This is a genomic window from Streptomyces ochraceiscleroticus (genome assembly GCF_000720485.1).
Lineage (GTDB): Bacteria > Actinomycetota > Actinomycetes > Streptomycetales > Streptomycetaceae > Streptomyces > Streptomyces ochraceiscleroticus.
The window spans coordinates 137,962-152,017 of record NZ_JOAX01000009.1 but is presented as its reverse complement, the minus strand read 5'-3'; the positions used below and the strand labels follow the sequence as shown (position 1 = coordinate 152,017).

General features: G+C 72.4%; 16 protein-coding genes. 10 read left to right on the top strand and 6 right to left on the bottom strand.

The annotated features are described in order from the left end of the window. Window positions 1-134: 134 nt before the first annotated feature. The 6 genes from IG84_RS40630 to ligD all read left to right on the top strand — a co-directional run bounded on the left by IG84_RS40630 (window position 135) and on the right by ligD (window position 4,349). Window positions 135-503 carry a hypothetical protein gene (locus IG84_RS40630; RefSeq protein WP_031055990.1) on the top strand — a complete coding sequence of 123 codons (369 nt, stop codon included), beginning with the start codon at window positions 135-137 and terminating at the stop codon, window positions 501-503. Further along, window positions 500-1,336, top strand: coding sequence for a polysaccharide deacetylase family protein (locus IG84_RS0114290; protein WP_051861707.1), 837 nt, complete (start codon window positions 500-502; stop codon window positions 1,334-1,336). The genes IG84_RS40630 and IG84_RS0114290 overlap by 4 nt, the downstream gene beginning before the upstream one ends. Window positions 1,337-1,451: 115 nt before the next feature. Beyond that, the gene (locus tag IG84_RS0114285) at window positions 1,452-1,892 is read left to right on the top strand and encodes an SPW repeat protein (RefSeq protein ID WP_031055986.1); all 441 of its coding nucleotides are present in this window, start codon (window positions 1,452-1,454) and stop codon (window positions 1,890-1,892) included. 258 nt (window positions 1,893-2,150) lie between these two features. Beyond that, a complete protein-coding gene (locus IG84_RS0114280) occupies window positions 2,151-2,573 on the top strand; it encodes a VOC family protein (RefSeq protein WP_245659351.1) in 423 nt (140 codons plus the stop codon). A gap of 118 nt (window positions 2,574-2,691) precedes the next feature. Continuing rightward, entirely contained in the window at window positions 2,692-3,330 is a 639-nt protein-coding gene (locus tag IG84_RS0114275) for a DNA polymerase ligase N-terminal domain-containing protein (RefSeq protein WP_031055983.1), read from the top strand. A gap of 2 nt (window positions 3,331-3,332) precedes the next feature. Beyond that, on the top strand, window positions 3,333-4,349 hold the full coding sequence (gene ligD, locus IG84_RS0114270) for a non-homologous end-joining DNA ligase (RefSeq protein WP_031055982.1): 1,017 nt from the start codon (window positions 3,333-3,335) through the stop codon (window positions 4,347-4,349). Window positions 4,350-4,371: 22 nt separating this feature from the next. On the opposite strand, the gene IG84_RS0114265 is transcribed toward ligD, so the two are convergent. The 5 genes from IG84_RS0114265 to IG84_RS0114245 all read right to left on the bottom strand — a co-directional run bounded on the left by IG84_RS0114265 (window position 4,372) and on the right by IG84_RS0114245 (window position 8,796). Then, on the bottom strand, window positions 4,372-5,043 hold the full coding sequence (locus IG84_RS0114265) for a chemotaxis protein CheB (protein ID WP_051861706.1): 672 nt from the start codon (window positions 5,041-5,043) through the stop codon (window positions 4,372-4,374). Between the two features lie 25 nt (window positions 5,044-5,068). After that, complete coding sequence (locus tag IG84_RS0114260; protein ID WP_031055975.1) at window positions 5,069-6,301, bottom strand: cytochrome P450; 1,233 nt, start codon at window positions 6,299-6,301, stop codon at window positions 5,069-5,071. A 35-nt stretch (window positions 6,302-6,336) separates the two neighbouring features. Further along, window positions 6,337-6,651, bottom strand: coding sequence for a hypothetical protein (locus IG84_RS0114255; RefSeq protein WP_031055974.1), 315 nt, complete (start codon window positions 6,649-6,651; stop codon window positions 6,337-6,339). Window positions 6,652-6,804: 153 nt separating this feature from the next. Beyond that, a complete protein-coding gene (locus IG84_RS0114250) occupies window positions 6,805-7,479 on the bottom strand; it encodes an HAD family hydrolase (protein ID WP_031055971.1) in 675 nt (224 codons plus the stop codon). Between the two features lie 120 nt (window positions 7,480-7,599). Continuing rightward, window positions 7,600-8,796 (bottom strand): 4-hydroxybenzoate 3-monooxygenase, encoded by a 1,197-nt coding sequence (locus IG84_RS0114245; RefSeq protein ID WP_031055969.1) that lies wholly within the window; start codon window positions 8,794-8,796, stop codon window positions 7,600-7,602. A gap of 184 nt (window positions 8,797-8,980) precedes the next feature. Here IG84_RS0114245 and IG84_RS0114240 point away from each other — a divergent pair, with 184 nt between their 5' ends. Beyond that, the gene (locus tag IG84_RS0114240) at window positions 8,981-10,693 is read left to right on the top strand and encodes an IclR family transcriptional regulator domain-containing protein (RefSeq protein ID WP_031055965.1); all 1,713 of its coding nucleotides are present in this window, start codon (window positions 8,981-8,983) and stop codon (window positions 10,691-10,693) included. 243 nt (window positions 10,694-10,936) lie between these two features. Further along, a complete protein-coding gene (locus tag IG84_RS0114235) occupies window positions 10,937-11,467 on the top strand; it encodes a hypothetical protein (protein ID WP_031055962.1) in 531 nt (176 codons plus the stop codon). A 28-nt stretch (window positions 11,468-11,495) separates the two neighbouring features. Here IG84_RS0114235 and IG84_RS0114230 read toward each other — a convergent pair whose 3' ends face one another. Beyond that, window positions 11,496-11,990: a MarR family winged helix-turn-helix transcriptional regulator gene (locus IG84_RS0114230; RefSeq protein WP_245659350.1), complete on the bottom strand. Its 495-nt coding sequence runs from the start codon at window positions 11,988-11,990 to the stop codon at window positions 11,496-11,498. Between the two features lie 232 nt (window positions 11,991-12,222). Between IG84_RS0114230 and IG84_RS0114225 the strand changes: the two genes are divergently transcribed. Further along, window positions 12,223-13,158 (top strand): SDR family NAD(P)-dependent oxidoreductase, encoded by a 936-nt coding sequence (locus IG84_RS0114225; RefSeq protein WP_031055956.1) that lies wholly within the window; start codon window positions 12,223-12,225, stop codon window positions 13,156-13,158. A gap of 18 nt (window positions 13,159-13,176) precedes the next feature. Next, complete coding sequence (locus IG84_RS0114220; protein ID WP_031055953.1) at window positions 13,177-14,043, top strand: amidohydrolase family protein; 867 nt, start codon at window positions 13,177-13,179, stop codon at window positions 14,041-14,043. The last annotated feature ends 13 nt before the right edge of the window (window positions 14,044-14,056 follow it).

Sequence of the window (14,056 nt, the reverse complement as noted above, 5' to 3'; positions counted from 1 at the left end):
CACGCCCGACGGCCGGCGGCCCCCGTTTCTCCGGGACCGCCCGCCGGCACCGCGCAAGCGTGCCACCGCCCCCTAGGGACGGCGTGCCCGCCCGTACCGGGCCGGCCCCTCGCCTCACTCAGGAGGGGCACATCATGCACGGCTTCGGCCGGCGTACCGCGACGGCCTGCCCCTGGATCGCCGCCCGCTACTCGCTGGACACCCGCGTTCGCGTCGTCGAACTGGACCTGGCTCCGACCGGTGAGCCGCGCTCACCGGCCGGCCCGGGCGCCGACGACCTGGACGGGCGCGTGTTGGCGTGGGTGCGGCTGCACGGGCACCCGCTCGCTCTGGTGCACGCCACCGGCACCCCCGGCGACCGGGCCGGGTTCCGCCGAGCGCCGGCCGCTGCCGTCCCACACGTACCGATCGACCCCTACGAACCGGCCGTACCGACGGGCCACCGCACCCCGGGGGAACCGGGCCCGGCGCCGCCTCCCGCCCCGGACGGGCGCCCGTCATGAGCCCGCACCCGAACCCGGTGCCGGTCTTCCTGTACCACTCGGTGTCCGATGACCCGCCCTCCTGGATCGCCCCCTTCACCGTCACCCCGCGGGTCTTCACCGAACAGCTCGACCGCATCATCGACAGCGGCCGCACCGTGATCCCGCTGGAGCGGCTGGTCGGAGCCTTGCGCGGCGGTCCGCCGCTGCCGCCCTGGTGCGCCGTCCTCACCTTCGACGACGGTTTCGCGGACTTCTACTGGACGGTCGCCCCCCAGCTCACCGAGCGGGGGCTGCCCGCCACCCTGTACCTCACCACAGGAGCCGTGCACGCGCCGGGCGGGCCCCCCGGCGGCAGCCTGCTGCCGCCGGCCCCGATGCTGAACTGGCGCCAGGTCAGCACGCTCGACGCCTACGGCATCGGGATCGGCGGGCACAGCCGCACCCACGCGCAGCTCGACACGCTGCCGCGGCGGCGGCTGTGTGCCGAGATCGCGGGCTGCAAACGCCGCATCGAGGATGTCCTCGGGCACCCGGTGTCCGCGTTCTCCTACCCGCACGGCTACTCCAGCCCGACGGTCCGCCGCGCGGTCGGCGCGGCGGGCTGGACCTCGGCCACGGCGGCCCTGCGCGCCTTCAGCTCGCCCGCCGACGACCCGCTCCGCATCGCCCGGCTGACGGTCACGGCCGACACCCCGGCGGACCTCTTCCGCCAGTGGACCGAGGGTCACGGCGCCCCCGTGGCCCCCTTCCGCGAACCCCTCCACACCACGGCCTGGCGCCTGTACCGCCGCAGCCGCGCCACTCTCAGCGGCCGCGCCGACCGACCCCTGCCACCCCAGCGCCCCTGCTAGCAGCGCCGCTGGGGCTCCCAACTACACATAAGGAGGAAATAAGCGCAAGATAGGGCTTGCAGGTGCCTTGCCATTTCAGCGGCCGGGCCTGCGGAGAACGAAGGAGACGAGTCTGATGGCAGACGTCTCACACAGCAGAGGCGATATCGCCAGTCACCCCGATGTGCCCGAGATGCGGGACAGGTACGCCCGCATGCTCGGCGGTCGCGATGTGGCGCTCGTGGACGGGCCGGTGTTCCTTGTCGGTCTGTACTGCGCCATCTCGCCATGGACAGTCCACTTCACGGCGAACCAGCCCGCCTTGGTGACCCACAACCTCATCCTGGGTATCGCCATCGGCCTGCTGGCGCTCGGTTTCACCATCACACCGGCGCGGATGTACGGCATGAGCTGGGCCATGTCCGCCATCGGTGTGTGGCTGATCGTGTCGCCGTGGATCGTCGGCAACAGCCCGGACGCGGGAGTCATCTGGAACAACATCATCGTCGGCGCCCTGGCGGCCCTGCTCGGGCTGGTCTGCGTGGGCGCGGCGGCGCGGAGCGGCAAGCAACCGTAGCCGCCTGGGAAGGGAGGAAGCAGTACATCAAGGCAAGGGAAGACAACAGGAACAAGACAACAGGAACAGGTGTCCTCGTACGAGGACACGGATGCGTCGGCCGACCCGTGATTACGGGCCGGCCGACGGGCGTCGTGGCTCGTCGGCCGACCACGCCACCCTGGCGTCCCGGGCATGAAACCGCCGCATACGGCTACTCGGACCGACGCCGCCCGGCAGTGGCCGGGCGGGCAGGTCTGTTCTGGGGAGGGGCGTGTGATGGCAGAGAACGCGATGACAGAGAGCGCGGAGCCGGGGAAATCCACCGTCTTCGTCGAGGCGGGGGTGCTCGTCCTGGACTGTGCGGAGCCCGAGCCGGTCGCGGAGTTCTACGCGAAGCTGCTCGGCGCCGAGCTGCCGGCGGAGATGGGTGTCGAGCTCATCGAGATCGCCGGTGACCAGGGGACGCGGATGGCGTTCCGCCGGGACCACGGCGCGGCGCCGCCCGCTTGGCCCCGGCCCCACGACTCCCAGCAGGCCCATCTGCACCTGCTGGTGCCCAAGGACCTCATGGACGACGTGGAACGCCAGGTGATCGACTACGGCGGGCACCCGATGGAGTCCGAGCGGAAGGAAGGCACCGAGAAGGTACGCATCTTCGGGGACCCCGGAGGCCATTCCTTCGCGCTGCGCTCCGTCTGACCGCCGGCCGCGCCGCTCCCGCGTGCGCCGCGCCTGCCGGTGCGCGACAGTGACAGCAGCGACCTGCAGTGACACCAGCGGCCGTGGCACCAGCGGCCACCAGCAGGAAGGGGTTGCCGTGAAGGGCGAGCGAGGGCTGTCGACGTACCAGGGCAAGCGCGACTTCGAGCGGACCCGTGAGCCGCGGGGCAAGGAGGCCGCCGGGCCGCCGTCCGCCGACGGCGGCGACCCGGTCTTCGTCGTGCAGATCCACGACGCCTCGACCATGCACTTCGACTTCCGGCTGGAGGTCGACGGCGTACTGAAGTCCTGGTCCGTCCCGAAGGGCCCCTCCACCGACCCGCACGACAAGCGGCTGGCGATGCCGACCGAGGACCACCCCATGGAGTACCGCGAGTTCGAAGGGGTGATCCCGAAGGGCGAGTACGGCGGCGGCACGGTGATCGTGTGGGACCAGGGCACGTACCGCCCGCTCCCGCCGAAGAAGCGCAAGGACCGCGACGCGTCCTTCGCCGAGCGGCTGGAGCACGGGCACGTCACGTTCTGGATGGACGGCGAGAAGCTCCGCGGCGGCTATGCGCTCACCCGCTTCCGCACGGCGGAGTCCGAGGGCCGGGAGTCCTGGCTGCTGGTGAAGGAGAACGACGAGCGGGCCGGGCAGCGCGGCGCACCGGACCCACGCCGGGCCAAGTCCGCACGGAGCGGGCGGACGCTCAGCCAGGTGGCGGCCGACGAGGCCGACGAGAACAAGGACTGAGCGTGGCGGGCCTGTTGGAGTCGCTGCCCGGCGAACAACGGCGGCTGCTGGCCGACGCCCCTTCGGGCGAGGAGCCGGCGGCCCACCCCATGCTCGCGGTGCTCTCCGACCGCCGGGACTTCGACGACGGCTGGATCTTCGAGCGGAAGCTCGACGGCGTACGCGCGCTGGCCGTACGCGACGGTACCCGCACCCGGCTGCTGTCCCGTACCGGCCGCCCCATGAACGACACGTACCCCGAGATCGCGGACGCGCTGACCGCCCAGACCGCCCGGGACTTCGCCGTGGACGGCGAGATCGTCGCCTTCTCGCAGGGCCGCACCGAGTTCTCCCGGCTCCAGCAGCGGATGGGCATCACCGACCCCGCGCAGGCCCGCGCCAGCTCGGTGGCGGTGACGTACTACGTTTTCGACCTGCTGCGGCTGGACGGCAAGGACCTCACCCGGCTGCCACTGCGCACCCGCAAGTCCCTGCTCCGCCGCAGCCTGCGCTTCGTCTCCCCGCTGCGCTTCACCCCGCACCGCAACGAGGGCGGCCCGCAGCGGCTGGCCGACGCCTGCGAGCGGGGCTGGGAGGGGCTGATCGCCAAGCGCGCCGATGGCCCCTACGTACCGCGCCGCTCCTCCGACTGGCTGAAGCTGAAGTGCGCACGCGGCCAGGAGTTCGTCATCGGCGGCTTCACCGAGCCGGCCGGCAGCCGCGTCGGGTTCGGCGCGCTGCTACTGGGTTACTACGCGGACGGTGCGCTGCGCTACGCGGGCAAGGTCGGCACCGGCTACGACCAGGCCGCGCTGCACCGCATCCGCGGTCTCCTGGACGAGCGGGAGCGGGCCCGTTCCCCGTTCGTCGATCCGGTACGGGAACGGGCCGCGCACTGGGTGCGCCCCGAGCTGGTCGCCGAGGTCGGCTTCACCGAGTGGACCCGGGACGGGATGCTGCGCCACCCGCGGTTCCTGGGCCTGCGGGACGACAAGAGGCCGTCGGAAGTGGTGCGGGAGGAGCCGTCGCAGGCCGCCTGACAACAGCGGCCCCGTACGGCGGTCAGCACGCCTCGCTGCCGCTGTCCGGTCCCTCCTCGGCTCTTCCCCCGGCCGCCGTGGTCACATGGCTGTGGATCTCCTTGGCGATCTCCGTCAGCGGCAGCACCTTGTCCACCTCGCCGGTGCTGATCGCCGCGGCCGGCATCCCGAAGTGCGCCGACGTCACCTCGTCCTGGGCGAGGGCCCGGCCGCCGCAGCAGGTGATCGCGCGGATGCCGGACTGGGCGTCCGTGCCGACGCCGGTGAGGACCACCGCCAGCGCCCGCGGCCCGCAGGTGACGGCCAGGGTCGCCAGCATCATGTCCGCCGTCGGCCGGGGCGGCACCGCGCGCTCGCCGACGGCGATCAGTCCGATGCGGTTGTCGCTGACCACCAGCAGGTGGTAGCCGGGCGGGGTGACCAGTACGGTGCCCCGCTCCATCGTGTCCCCGTCACGGGCGGAGCGGACCGTCAGCCGGCAGCGTGCGTCGAGGAGCTGCGGCAGCCTGTTGGGACGGTCGGGCTGCTGGTGCTGGGCCACCAGGACGGCCGCCGGCAGATCGGCGGGCAGCGGCCCGAGCACCTGGAACAGCGCGTTGAGCCCGCCGGCCGAGGACGCGAGCGCGATCACCGGGAACCGGGCCTCGGGCGCGAGCCCCGGCTCCCGGTCGAACTTCGAGACGTACGACGCCATGGCTGCCGCCTGCACGGGTCGCCGGTCAGCTGACGCCGGTGACGACGAACCCGCCGCGTACCGTCGAAGGGATGCGGTGCAGTGGCACCGTCAGGTCCTGCTCCGGCACGCGGTACTCCAGCCGCGCCAGGAGCGGTACGAGGGTCTGGAGCAGTGCGAGCACGATGTCCTCGCCCGGGCAGCGGTGGCCGTTGGAGACCTCGCCGCCGCCCTGCGGGATGAGGTCGTCGCGGCCCGGCTCGGCGTCCGTGAAGCGCGTGGGGTCGAAGGTGTACGGGCTCGGCCACAGGTCGGGGTCGTGGTTCTGCCCGTAGACGTCGAGCAGGACCATCGTGCCCGCCCCGATGCGCTCGCCGCGCCACTCCAGATCGCGCGCGGCCAGCCCGCCGAGGAACGGTACGAAGGGGTAGAAGCGGCGTACCTCGTGGGCGAAGCCCCGGGCGTAGGCGGCGTCGCCCTTGGCGAGCGGCGCGCGGTGCTCGGGCCAGCGGTGCAGGGCGTGCGCGGCGAAGGTGAGGAACCAGGCGACCGCGACGGTCGGCCGGATGACGTTGAGCACCTCCACGGCGGCCGTGTGCGCGTCGAGCGGGGCGCCGTCGGCCTCCAGGTGCCGGACCACCTCCGTCAGCGCCGTACCGATCGGCCGACCCGACGCCTCGTGCTCGGGGCCGGCCCGCCGGATGTCCTCGATGCGGCGTGCCAGGCGCTCCTCCTGGCGGCTGCGCGCGCGGCGGGCCCGCCAGTGGCGCGGCCCCGGCGTCGCGAAGCCGTCCACCATCGCCACCAGGTCGTCGGCCATCTCCTGCGCGCCGTCGTCGTCGAGCGCGATGCCCGCCCAGTCGCAGACCGCGCGGGTGAGCAGCAGCGCGAAGGCGTCGAAGAGGACGACCCGGGGGCTGCCGGACCAGTCGGCGCGGGCCCGCTGCCACTCTGCGGCCACGCGCTCGGTCAGGTCGGCGATGCCTTGCTCGTCCTTGAGCAGGTGGACGAAGAGGGCCTTGCGCACCCGGTGGCGGTCGCCGTCGAGGGTGTGCACCGCACCGCGGCCGAAGAGCGTGTCGAGCACCGGGCCCGGCAGCGCGTCACGGCGGTGGATGTGGCTCTCGTCGTAGAAGAACCGCACGGCATCCGTGCCGTGCAGTGCGATCGCCGGCTTTCCCAGCAGCCGGGTGCGGACCGGCGCGCCGCCGTTGCGGCGCCGGCGGTCGGGCAGCCATGCGTACCCCTCCAGGAGCAGGGGCACGGTGCTGTCGGACAGGGACGACAGGGCCGACAAGGGCACAGCCACAGCGCTCAGTCCTCCTCCGGCCGCGCGGCCTTCTGCCGCTTCGCGCGTGGGGGTCGCTGGTCCCGCTGATCCGGGTCGGTACCTGCCTCGGCGCGGCCGGCCTCGTCGAGGGACTCCTGGGCGTCCAGGCTGGTGGTCAGGGGGTCCCCGCTCTCGCCGGCCACGTGCCGCCGCTCGTCGGGTCCGGCGACGCGCGTCTCGGCGTCCTCGAACTCGGCGAGCACTTCCTTCGCCGCCGTGTCCCGGTCCCGGGGGTCGCCCCGGCCCGCGCCCTTGGCGGCGCTGCGCCCGTTCTCGCCCTGCTCGTTCTTCCGGGTCATAACGCTCCGTTCCATCCTTCCCGGGACTGTCCTTCCGGGGGCTGCACGAGATTCCACGGGTGCCCCGCCGAGCGGGCCTCAACTCATCATCGTGCGCCAACTCATATCCGGCATCACGGGATGTTTCCGCCTCGCCTCAGAGCGGCGGCGGACTCAGTCCTCCGCCTCCACCCGGGCGAAGAGGCTGTCGTCGAGCCGGGCCAGCAGATCGGCCGGATCCGCGTACACCTCCGAGGCCCCGGCCTTCTCCAGGTCGGCCCGCGGGATGCCGCCGCACAACAGGGCGACCGCGGCGACCCCGGCCCGGGTCGCCGCCTGCATGTCCCACACCGAGTCCCCGACGAACACCGCCCGCTCCGTCGCCACCCCGGCCAGCTCCCGGGCGTGCTCCACCGGCTCGGGCGCGGGCTTCCCCTCGCTGACGTCGTCCGCGCTCGCGGTGTCCATGATGGCGTCGTCGGCGTCGATGGCCCGGCGCAGCGCGCCCAGCTCGTGCCCGCCGGCCGAGGTGACCAGGACGTTCCGCCAGCCGCGTGCCACCAGGGCGCGCAGCAGATCGCCCGCGGCCTCCAGCGCGGGCAGCCGCTCGAAGTACGTCGCGTACAGCGTCTTGTGCGCGGCGTTGATCTCCGCGTCCTGGCTCGCGTCCCGGTCCTCCCCCAGCACGTGGGCGATCAGATCGCCCGACGGGCGCCCGAGCGCGTGGTGGATGGCGTTCATCGGTACGTGGTGGCCACGCTGCCGGAACGCCTCCCACCAGGCCGTGACATGCAGGTAATTACTGTCCGCGAGCGTGCCGTCGACGTCGAAGAGTGCCGCGCGTGCCATGACTGTCCTTTCCGTCCGGGACGCCTTTCCGTCCGGATGTACGGAGTACCCGTCACAGCGGCACCGATCATCCCGGCCCCCGGCCGAATGGGCGAAGGAGGCCGGGGGCCACGGCGCGGCTCAGGCCGGCGGCTCCGTGGCCAGCGGCAGGCCGGTGTAGTTCTCGGCCAGTTCGGCGGCGGCGTGATGGGAGGTCGCGATGCGGTCGAGCTGGGAGAGCTGCAGGCGGGTCTCGAAGGGGGGCTGGTCGGGGGCGGTGTGCAGGGTGGTGGTCATGAAGTACGAGAAGTGTTCCGCGCGCCAGACGCGGCGCAGGCAGGTGTCGGAGTAGGACTCCAGGAGGTCTGTCGAGCCGGTCGTGTGCCAGTGGGTCAGGGCTCGGGCCAGGACGATGACGTCGGCGGCGGCGAGGTTGAGGCCCTTGGCGCCGGTGGGCGGCACGATGTGCGCGGCGTCGCCGGCCAGCAGGACCCGGCCGTACGCCATCGGTTCGGTGACGTGGCTGCGCATCGGGAGGACCGACTTGGCGGTGACGGGGCCGCGCTTGAGCCGCCAACCGGGGTCGGCGTCGAGGGCGAAGCGGGCGTCGAGCTCGTCCCAGATGCGGTCGTCGGGCCAGTCGGCGGGGTCGGTGCCGTTGGGGACCTGGAGGTAGTGCCGGCTGACGGACGGGGAGCGCATGCTGGCGAGCGCGAAGCCGCGGTCGGAGTGGGCGTAGATCAGCTCGTCGGCGGCGGGCGGCGCGTCGGCGAGGATGCCGAGCCAGGAGTACGGGTAGACGCGCTCGTACGTGGTGCGCAAGTGCTCCGGTACGGCGTTCCGCGCCACTCCGTGGAAGCCGTCGCAGCCGACGACGTAGTCGCAGGTGAGGGTCTGTTCCTGGCCCTCGTGGGTGTAGCGGATCAGCGGGCGGTCGGTGTCGGCGCCCTCCACCGCGTGCACGTCCGCCTCGAAGAGCAGCGGGCCGCCCTCGGCGAGCTGGAGCGCGATGAGGTCCTTGACGACCTCGGTCTGGGCATACACGGTCACCCGGCGCCCGTCGGCGAGCGACGGGAAGTCGACGCGGTGGGCGCGCCGGTCGAAGCGCAGCTCGATGCCGTCGTGGACCATGCCCTCGGCGTCCAGCCGCGCCCCGGCGCCGCAGGCCCGCAGCGCGTCCACGGTGGCCTGCTCCAGGATGCCCGCGCGCTGGCGCTGCTCCACGTACGCGCGGTCGCGGCGCTCCAGCAGGACGCTGTCGATGCCGGCGGTGTGCAGCAGACGGGCGAGCAGCAGGCCGGAGGGGCCGCCGCCGATGATCCCGACGGTGGTGTGCATGTGATGTCTCCTCGTCGTCGAGGACGGTGCGGCACCGGTTCGAGTACCGCTCTTGTAGTGGATGTTCGCGTAGTGAAATAATGTTCACGAATGCGTGGCCATGAGTCTGCGCTCGCTCCGTACGCCTGTCAACGGCTTGACCACGGGCGATTACGGTGTACTGGAAATCCACAACGGAGAGCCGATGCCACCGACCGACACCACGACGCCGCCCGCCGCCACCGGGGCACCGGCCGAGGCCGTCACGCCTCTGATGCGCGGCATCGCCGTGCTGCGGCGGCTCACCGACGCCGACGGCACGCTGAGCCTGAGCGAGCTGGAGCGCGCCACCGGTCTCGCCCGCTCCACCGTCGACCGGGTGACCGCGACCCTCGCCCGGATGGGCTTCGTGCGCCTGGACGGCCGGGACGCCGTGCTCACCCCGCGCGTCATGGCACTGGGCAACGCCTACCTCGACGCGCTGCGGCTGCCGGGGCTGCTCGGCGGGCACGCCGACGCGCTCGCCGACGCGCTGGACGAGTCGGTGTCCCTCGCGGTCCCCGACCGGGACGGCATCCGCTTTCTGCACCAGGCGACCCGGCGGCGCGCGATGTCTCTCAGCTTCCGCATCGGTGACCTGCTGCCGGCCGAGCGCACCGCGCCGGGTGCGCTGTTCGCCGCGGAGTGGACCGAGGCGGAGTGGGTGTGCTGGCGGGAGCGGCGGGCCGCCGACCCGGAGGACCGCGGCTTCCCGGCCGTACCGCCGCGGGCTCCCGGCCGGCCGGCGGACGGCGAGCTCTTCGAGGAGCGCACCCGGGAGGCGCGCGAGCAGGGGTGGGCGCTGGACGACCAGTTGATCGAGCCGGGGCTGGTGGCGCTGTCCGTACCGGTACGCGCCCCGGACGGCTCGATCGCGTGCGCCGCGAGCGTGGTGAGCCACACGAGCAGGCACAGCGCCGCGTCCCTGCGCGACACGCTGCTGCCCCGGCTGCGGGAGACGGTGGCCGCGATGGAGCGGGAGTTGCGGCAGGCGGCGGAGGCGCCGCGGGCCGCGGACGCCGTCGCGGACGCGCCCGCCGCGGAGCCCGCCGAGCAGCCGCTCGCCGCCTGGACCGCCGCCTCCAAGCAGGAGCTGGGCCGGGAGTTCATCGAATCGCTGGCCCGCGGCCTGACCGTAGTGACCGCCTTCGGCGAGGGGCGCGCCGAGCTGACGCTGTCAGCGGCCGCCGAGGCGACCGGGCTGGCCCGGGCCACGGCCCGGCGCGCCCTGATCACCCTGGAGCACCTGGGGTACGTGGCCTCCCAAGGGCGTACCTTCCGGCTCACCCCGCGCGTCCTGGCGCTCGGCTACCCGCCGCTCTCCCGCACCTCGCTCCCCCAGATCGCAGCGCCGCACCTGGCCGCCCTCGCCGCCCGGGTGCACGACTCGGCGTCCCTCGCCGCGCTCGACGGCGACGACATCCGGTACACGGCGCGGGTCGCCACCACCCGCGTGATGAGCGTCAACATCACCGTCGGCACCCGGCTGCCCGCCTACGCCACCGCGCTGGGCCGCGTGATGCTGGCAGGACTGCCGCCCGCCGAACGGCACGCGCGGCTCACCCGCAACGAAACGCGCCCGCTGACCCCGCGGACGGTCACCGCCCCCGACGCGCTCGCCACGCTCCTGGACCAGGTCGCCGACCAGGGATACGCCCTGGTGGAGGAGGAGCTGGAGGAGGGCCTCCGCTCGATCGCCGTACCGGTGCGCAACGGCACGGGCGAGGTCGTCGCGGCCGTGAACGTCGCCATGCACACCGTCCGCCGAACCGCCGAGGAGTGCGTCACGCACGTACTCCCCGAACTGCGCACAACGGTCGCCGCCATCGAAGCGGACCTGCACATCGCGGGACGCTTCGCGCGCATCCCCCTGACCTGAGCCGCCGACCTGAACCACCGCGCCGGTTCACTGGTGTGAGTGAAGGGGACTCGGACGCCTCGAAGAGGCGAGTGGGCCCGGCGGTGACATGCCTGCCAGGGCGTTGGTGCGTGTGGTGCGTGCGCCTGTGGCTGGTTCATGTGCAGCCGTTCGATGCTGTGTTGTCGGGCTCATCCGGTGTCGCTTGGGTTGGCTGTGCTCGTCGTTCCGGGACAGCCGATCGACCGACACAAGGATGGTTTCATGCGCATGTTCGCGCGCTGTACGGCAGCACTGCTCGGTATGACCGCCGGGGCAATGTTCCTGGCTCCCTCGGCTCATGGCGACTCCACTCTCCTTACCTGCGAGGGCGAACAGACCGCCTCGTACAGCCCCGCAATGAAAAATAAGGAGCAGACGCTTACCGCCACGGTCGCGGAGAACTACGATCACTGCGCCTCGTCGCCGGACGGCATCCGCGGCGGTGAGGGCACAGCATCGTTCAAAGAGAAGGCGAGCTGCCTGCTGACCGCAGAGCCGGGCCGCACCGATGAGATCCAGTACATCTGGGACGCCGGTAAGAAGACCAGTACCGTCAAGTTCTCCGTCACCAATGTCGTGCGCGCGGGCGATGGCACCACCACGGTCACGTCGGTCGGTGACGTCACCGACGGCCTGGGAGCGGGCGGCAAGGCCACTCGCGTGGTGGTTCTACCCGCGCTGGACCTGGCCGCTTGCAGCGACGACGGAGTGCCTTCGCAGAAGGGCACCGCCACCCTGAAGTTCGTGGGTTAGAACCCCGCCTGTAAGGCCGCCCCCGCGGTCACCCGCGATCCGTCTGTGCCACTCGCAGCAGCAGTGCGTGCAGCGTTTCCCGTTCCTCCTCCGAGAGCGGGCCAGTCAGTTCGTCCGTGACGCGGTGGCTGGCCTCGTCCGTGTCGCGGAGGTATGTCCGGCCGGCCTCGGCCAGTACGACGATGCGGCGGCGCCGGTCGGCGGGGGCCGGGCGGCGCTCGACGAGGTGGAGGCGTTCGAGGTCGTCGACGAGGCCGACGATGGCGCTCGGGTCGTAACCGAGGCGCTCGCTCAGGTCCCGCTGCGGCGCGCCCTCGACGGTGGCGAGGTAGCGCAGCAGCGCGTAGTGCCGCAGCCGGAGGCCGGATTCCTGGAGGGCGGCGTTGAAGAGCTGCCCCGAGCGCAGGCCGAGCCGGTAGAGCAGATACCCGGTGTCGGCGTGCAGGCCCCGCATCCACGGTTCGTCGGCGTCGACGGGCCGTGGATGCGGGGCCTGGTCGGTGGGCGTTCCGTGGGCGGTCATCGGTGGCGTGCTCCCTGTTCGGTGCCCCGGGTGCGGGGCGGTCTCTCCGGCTCTCCATCTCACCAGCGCACTCAGCATGCCGCATTTTCGATTACGAAGACAACCATTGACGTCGACAACGATTGGTCTTAGCTTCGGTCACGGCGAGGCCGGAAGCCGAGCGAACAGCCCGGCTCGCCTCCCCTATGCCATCCAACTCCCCAGCGCTATGCGCCTGTTGAGAGGATTTGCCGTGTCCGAACCCACTGCCCACTCCCCCGTCGACCTCACCGGCAAGGTCGCCGTCGTGACCGGTTCCGGCCGCGGCCTGGGCTTCGCGTACGCCTCGGCGCTCGCCGCGGCCGGCGCGTCCGTCGTGGTCAACGACCTCGACGAGGCCGTGGCCGAGGAGGCCGCCAAGACGATCACCGAGGCCGGCGGCCGGGCCGTCGCCGAGGCCGTCGCCGTCGGCACCACCGAGGCCGCCGACCGGCTGGTGGCTCGCGCCGTCGAGGAGTTCGGCCGACTGGACGTGATGGTGACCAACGCGGGCATCCTGCGGGACCGCGTGCTGTGGAAGATGACCGACGAGGACTTCGACGCCGTCGTCACCACCCACCTGAAGGGCACCTTCACCTGCGCACGGGCCGCCGCCGCGCGGATGCGGGAGCAGGGTGAGGGCGGCCGGCTGATCCTGGTCGGCTCGCCCGCCGGGCAGCGCGGCAACTTCGGCCAGACCAACTACGCCGCCGCGAAGGCCGGCATCGCCGCCATGACCCGTACCTGGTCGATGGAGCTGGCCCGGGCCGGGGTCACGGTCAACGCGATCGTGCCGGTCGCGGCGACCGCGATGACGGAGACGATCCCGGCGTTCGCGCCGTACATCGAGGCCATGCGGCGCGGCGAGCCACTGCCGGAGTTCCTGCGCAAGGGCGAGGGCTTCGGCACGGCCGAGGACTGCGCGGCGCTGGTGCCGTTCCTCGCCTCGGACGCGGCGAAGGACGTCACCGGCCAGTGCGTCGGCATCGGCGGCGACAAGCTCACGCTGTGGTCGCACCCGCAGGAGGTGTCCGTGGCGTACGCGGACGGCGGCTGGCGCCCGGAGACCGTCGCGGCCGCCTGGCACACCAGCGTGGGCCGCGAGCCGCAGACCGTGGGCATCCCCGCCCCCGTCGTCCCGGAGGCGTGAGCCATGGCAACCAGCGCGATGAACGTGGACGAGCTGGTGGCCATCGACGTGCACACGCACGCCGAGGTCTCCAGCAAGGGCCAGGCGTCCCTCGACGACGACCTCGCCGACGCCTCCAGCGCGTACTTCAAGATCGAGGGCAACCGGAAGCCGACGCTGCCGGAGATCGCCGCGTACTACCGCGAGCGGAAGATGGCCGCCGTCGTCTTCACCGTGGACGCGGAGTCCGCGACCGGCACCGAGCCGGTGCCGAATGAGGAGGTCGCCGAGGCCGCCGCCGAGAACGCCGATGTACTGATCCCCTTCGCCTCGCTCGACCCGCACCGCGGCAAGGCGGCGGTGAAGCAGGCGCGGCGGCTGGTCGAGGAGTACGGCGTACGCGGCTTCAAGTTCCACCCGAGCATCCAGGCGTTCTTCCCCAATGACCGGCTCGCCTACGACCTGTACGAGGTCATCGAGGAGACCGGGGCGATCGCCCTCTTTCACACCGGGCAGACCGGCATCGGCGCGGGGGTTCCGGGCGGCGGCGGCATCCGGCTGAAGTACTCCAACCCGCTGCACGTCGACGACGTGGCGGCCGACTTCCCGCACTTGAAGATCATCCTCGCGCACCCGTCGTTCCCCTGGCAGGACGAGGCGCTGGCCGTGGCCACGCACAAGCCCGGGGTGCACATCGATCTGTCGGGCTGGTCGCCGAAGTACTTCCCGCCGCAGCTCGTGCAGTACGCCAACACACTGCTCAAGGACAAGGTGCTCTTCGGGTCCGACTATCCCGTGCTCACGCCGGACCGCTGGCTCGCGGACTTCGCGAAGCTGGAGATCAAGGACGCGGTCCGGCCGAAGATCCTCAAGGACAACGCCGCCCGGCTGCTCGGGCTCGCCTGACCCACAGCAAGCA

Excerpts from the sequence above, each read along its gene's own strand:
- IG84_RS40630 (WP_031055990.1), top strand. The coding sequence starts at position 135 with ATGCACGGCTTCGGCCGGCGTACCGCGACGGCCTGCCCCTGGATCGCC.
- IG84_RS0114290 (WP_051861707.1), top strand. The coding sequence starts at position 500 with ATGAGCCCGCACCCGAACCCGGTGCCGGTCTTCCTGTACCACTCGGTG.
- IG84_RS0114285 (WP_031055986.1), top strand. The coding sequence starts at position 1,452 with ATGGCAGACGTCTCACACAGCAGAGGCGATATCGCCAGTCACCCCGAT.
- IG84_RS0114280 (WP_245659351.1), top strand. The coding sequence starts at position 2,151 with ATGGCAGAGAACGCGATGACAGAGAGCGCGGAGCCGGGGAAATCCACC.
- IG84_RS0114265 (WP_051861706.1), bottom strand. The coding sequence starts at position 5,043 with ATGGCGTCGTACGTCTCGAAGTTCGACCGGGAGCCGGGGCTCGCGCCC.
- IG84_RS0114255 (WP_031055974.1), bottom strand. The coding sequence starts at position 6,651 with ATGACCCGGAAGAACGAGCAGGGCGAGAACGGGCGCAGCGCCGCCAAG.
- IG84_RS0114250 (WP_031055971.1), bottom strand. The coding sequence starts at position 7,479 with ATGGCACGCGCGGCACTCTTCGACGTCGACGGCACGCTCGCGGACAGT.
- IG84_RS0114245 (WP_031055969.1), bottom strand. The coding sequence starts at position 8,796 with ATGCACACCACCGTCGGGATCATCGGCGGCGGCCCCTCCGGCCTGCTG.
- IG84_RS0114240 (WP_031055965.1), top strand. The coding sequence starts at position 8,981 with ATGCCACCGACCGACACCACGACGCCGCCCGCCGCCACCGGGGCACCG.
- IG84_RS0114235 (WP_031055962.1), top strand. The coding sequence starts at position 10,937 with ATGCGCATGTTCGCGCGCTGTACGGCAGCACTGCTCGGTATGACCGCC.
- IG84_RS0114230 (WP_245659350.1), bottom strand. The coding sequence starts at position 11,990 with ATGACCGCCCACGGAACGCCCACCGACCAGGCCCCGCATCCACGGCCC.
- IG84_RS0114220 (WP_031055953.1), top strand. The coding sequence starts at position 13,177 with ATGAACGTGGACGAGCTGGTGGCCATCGACGTGCACACGCACGCCGAG.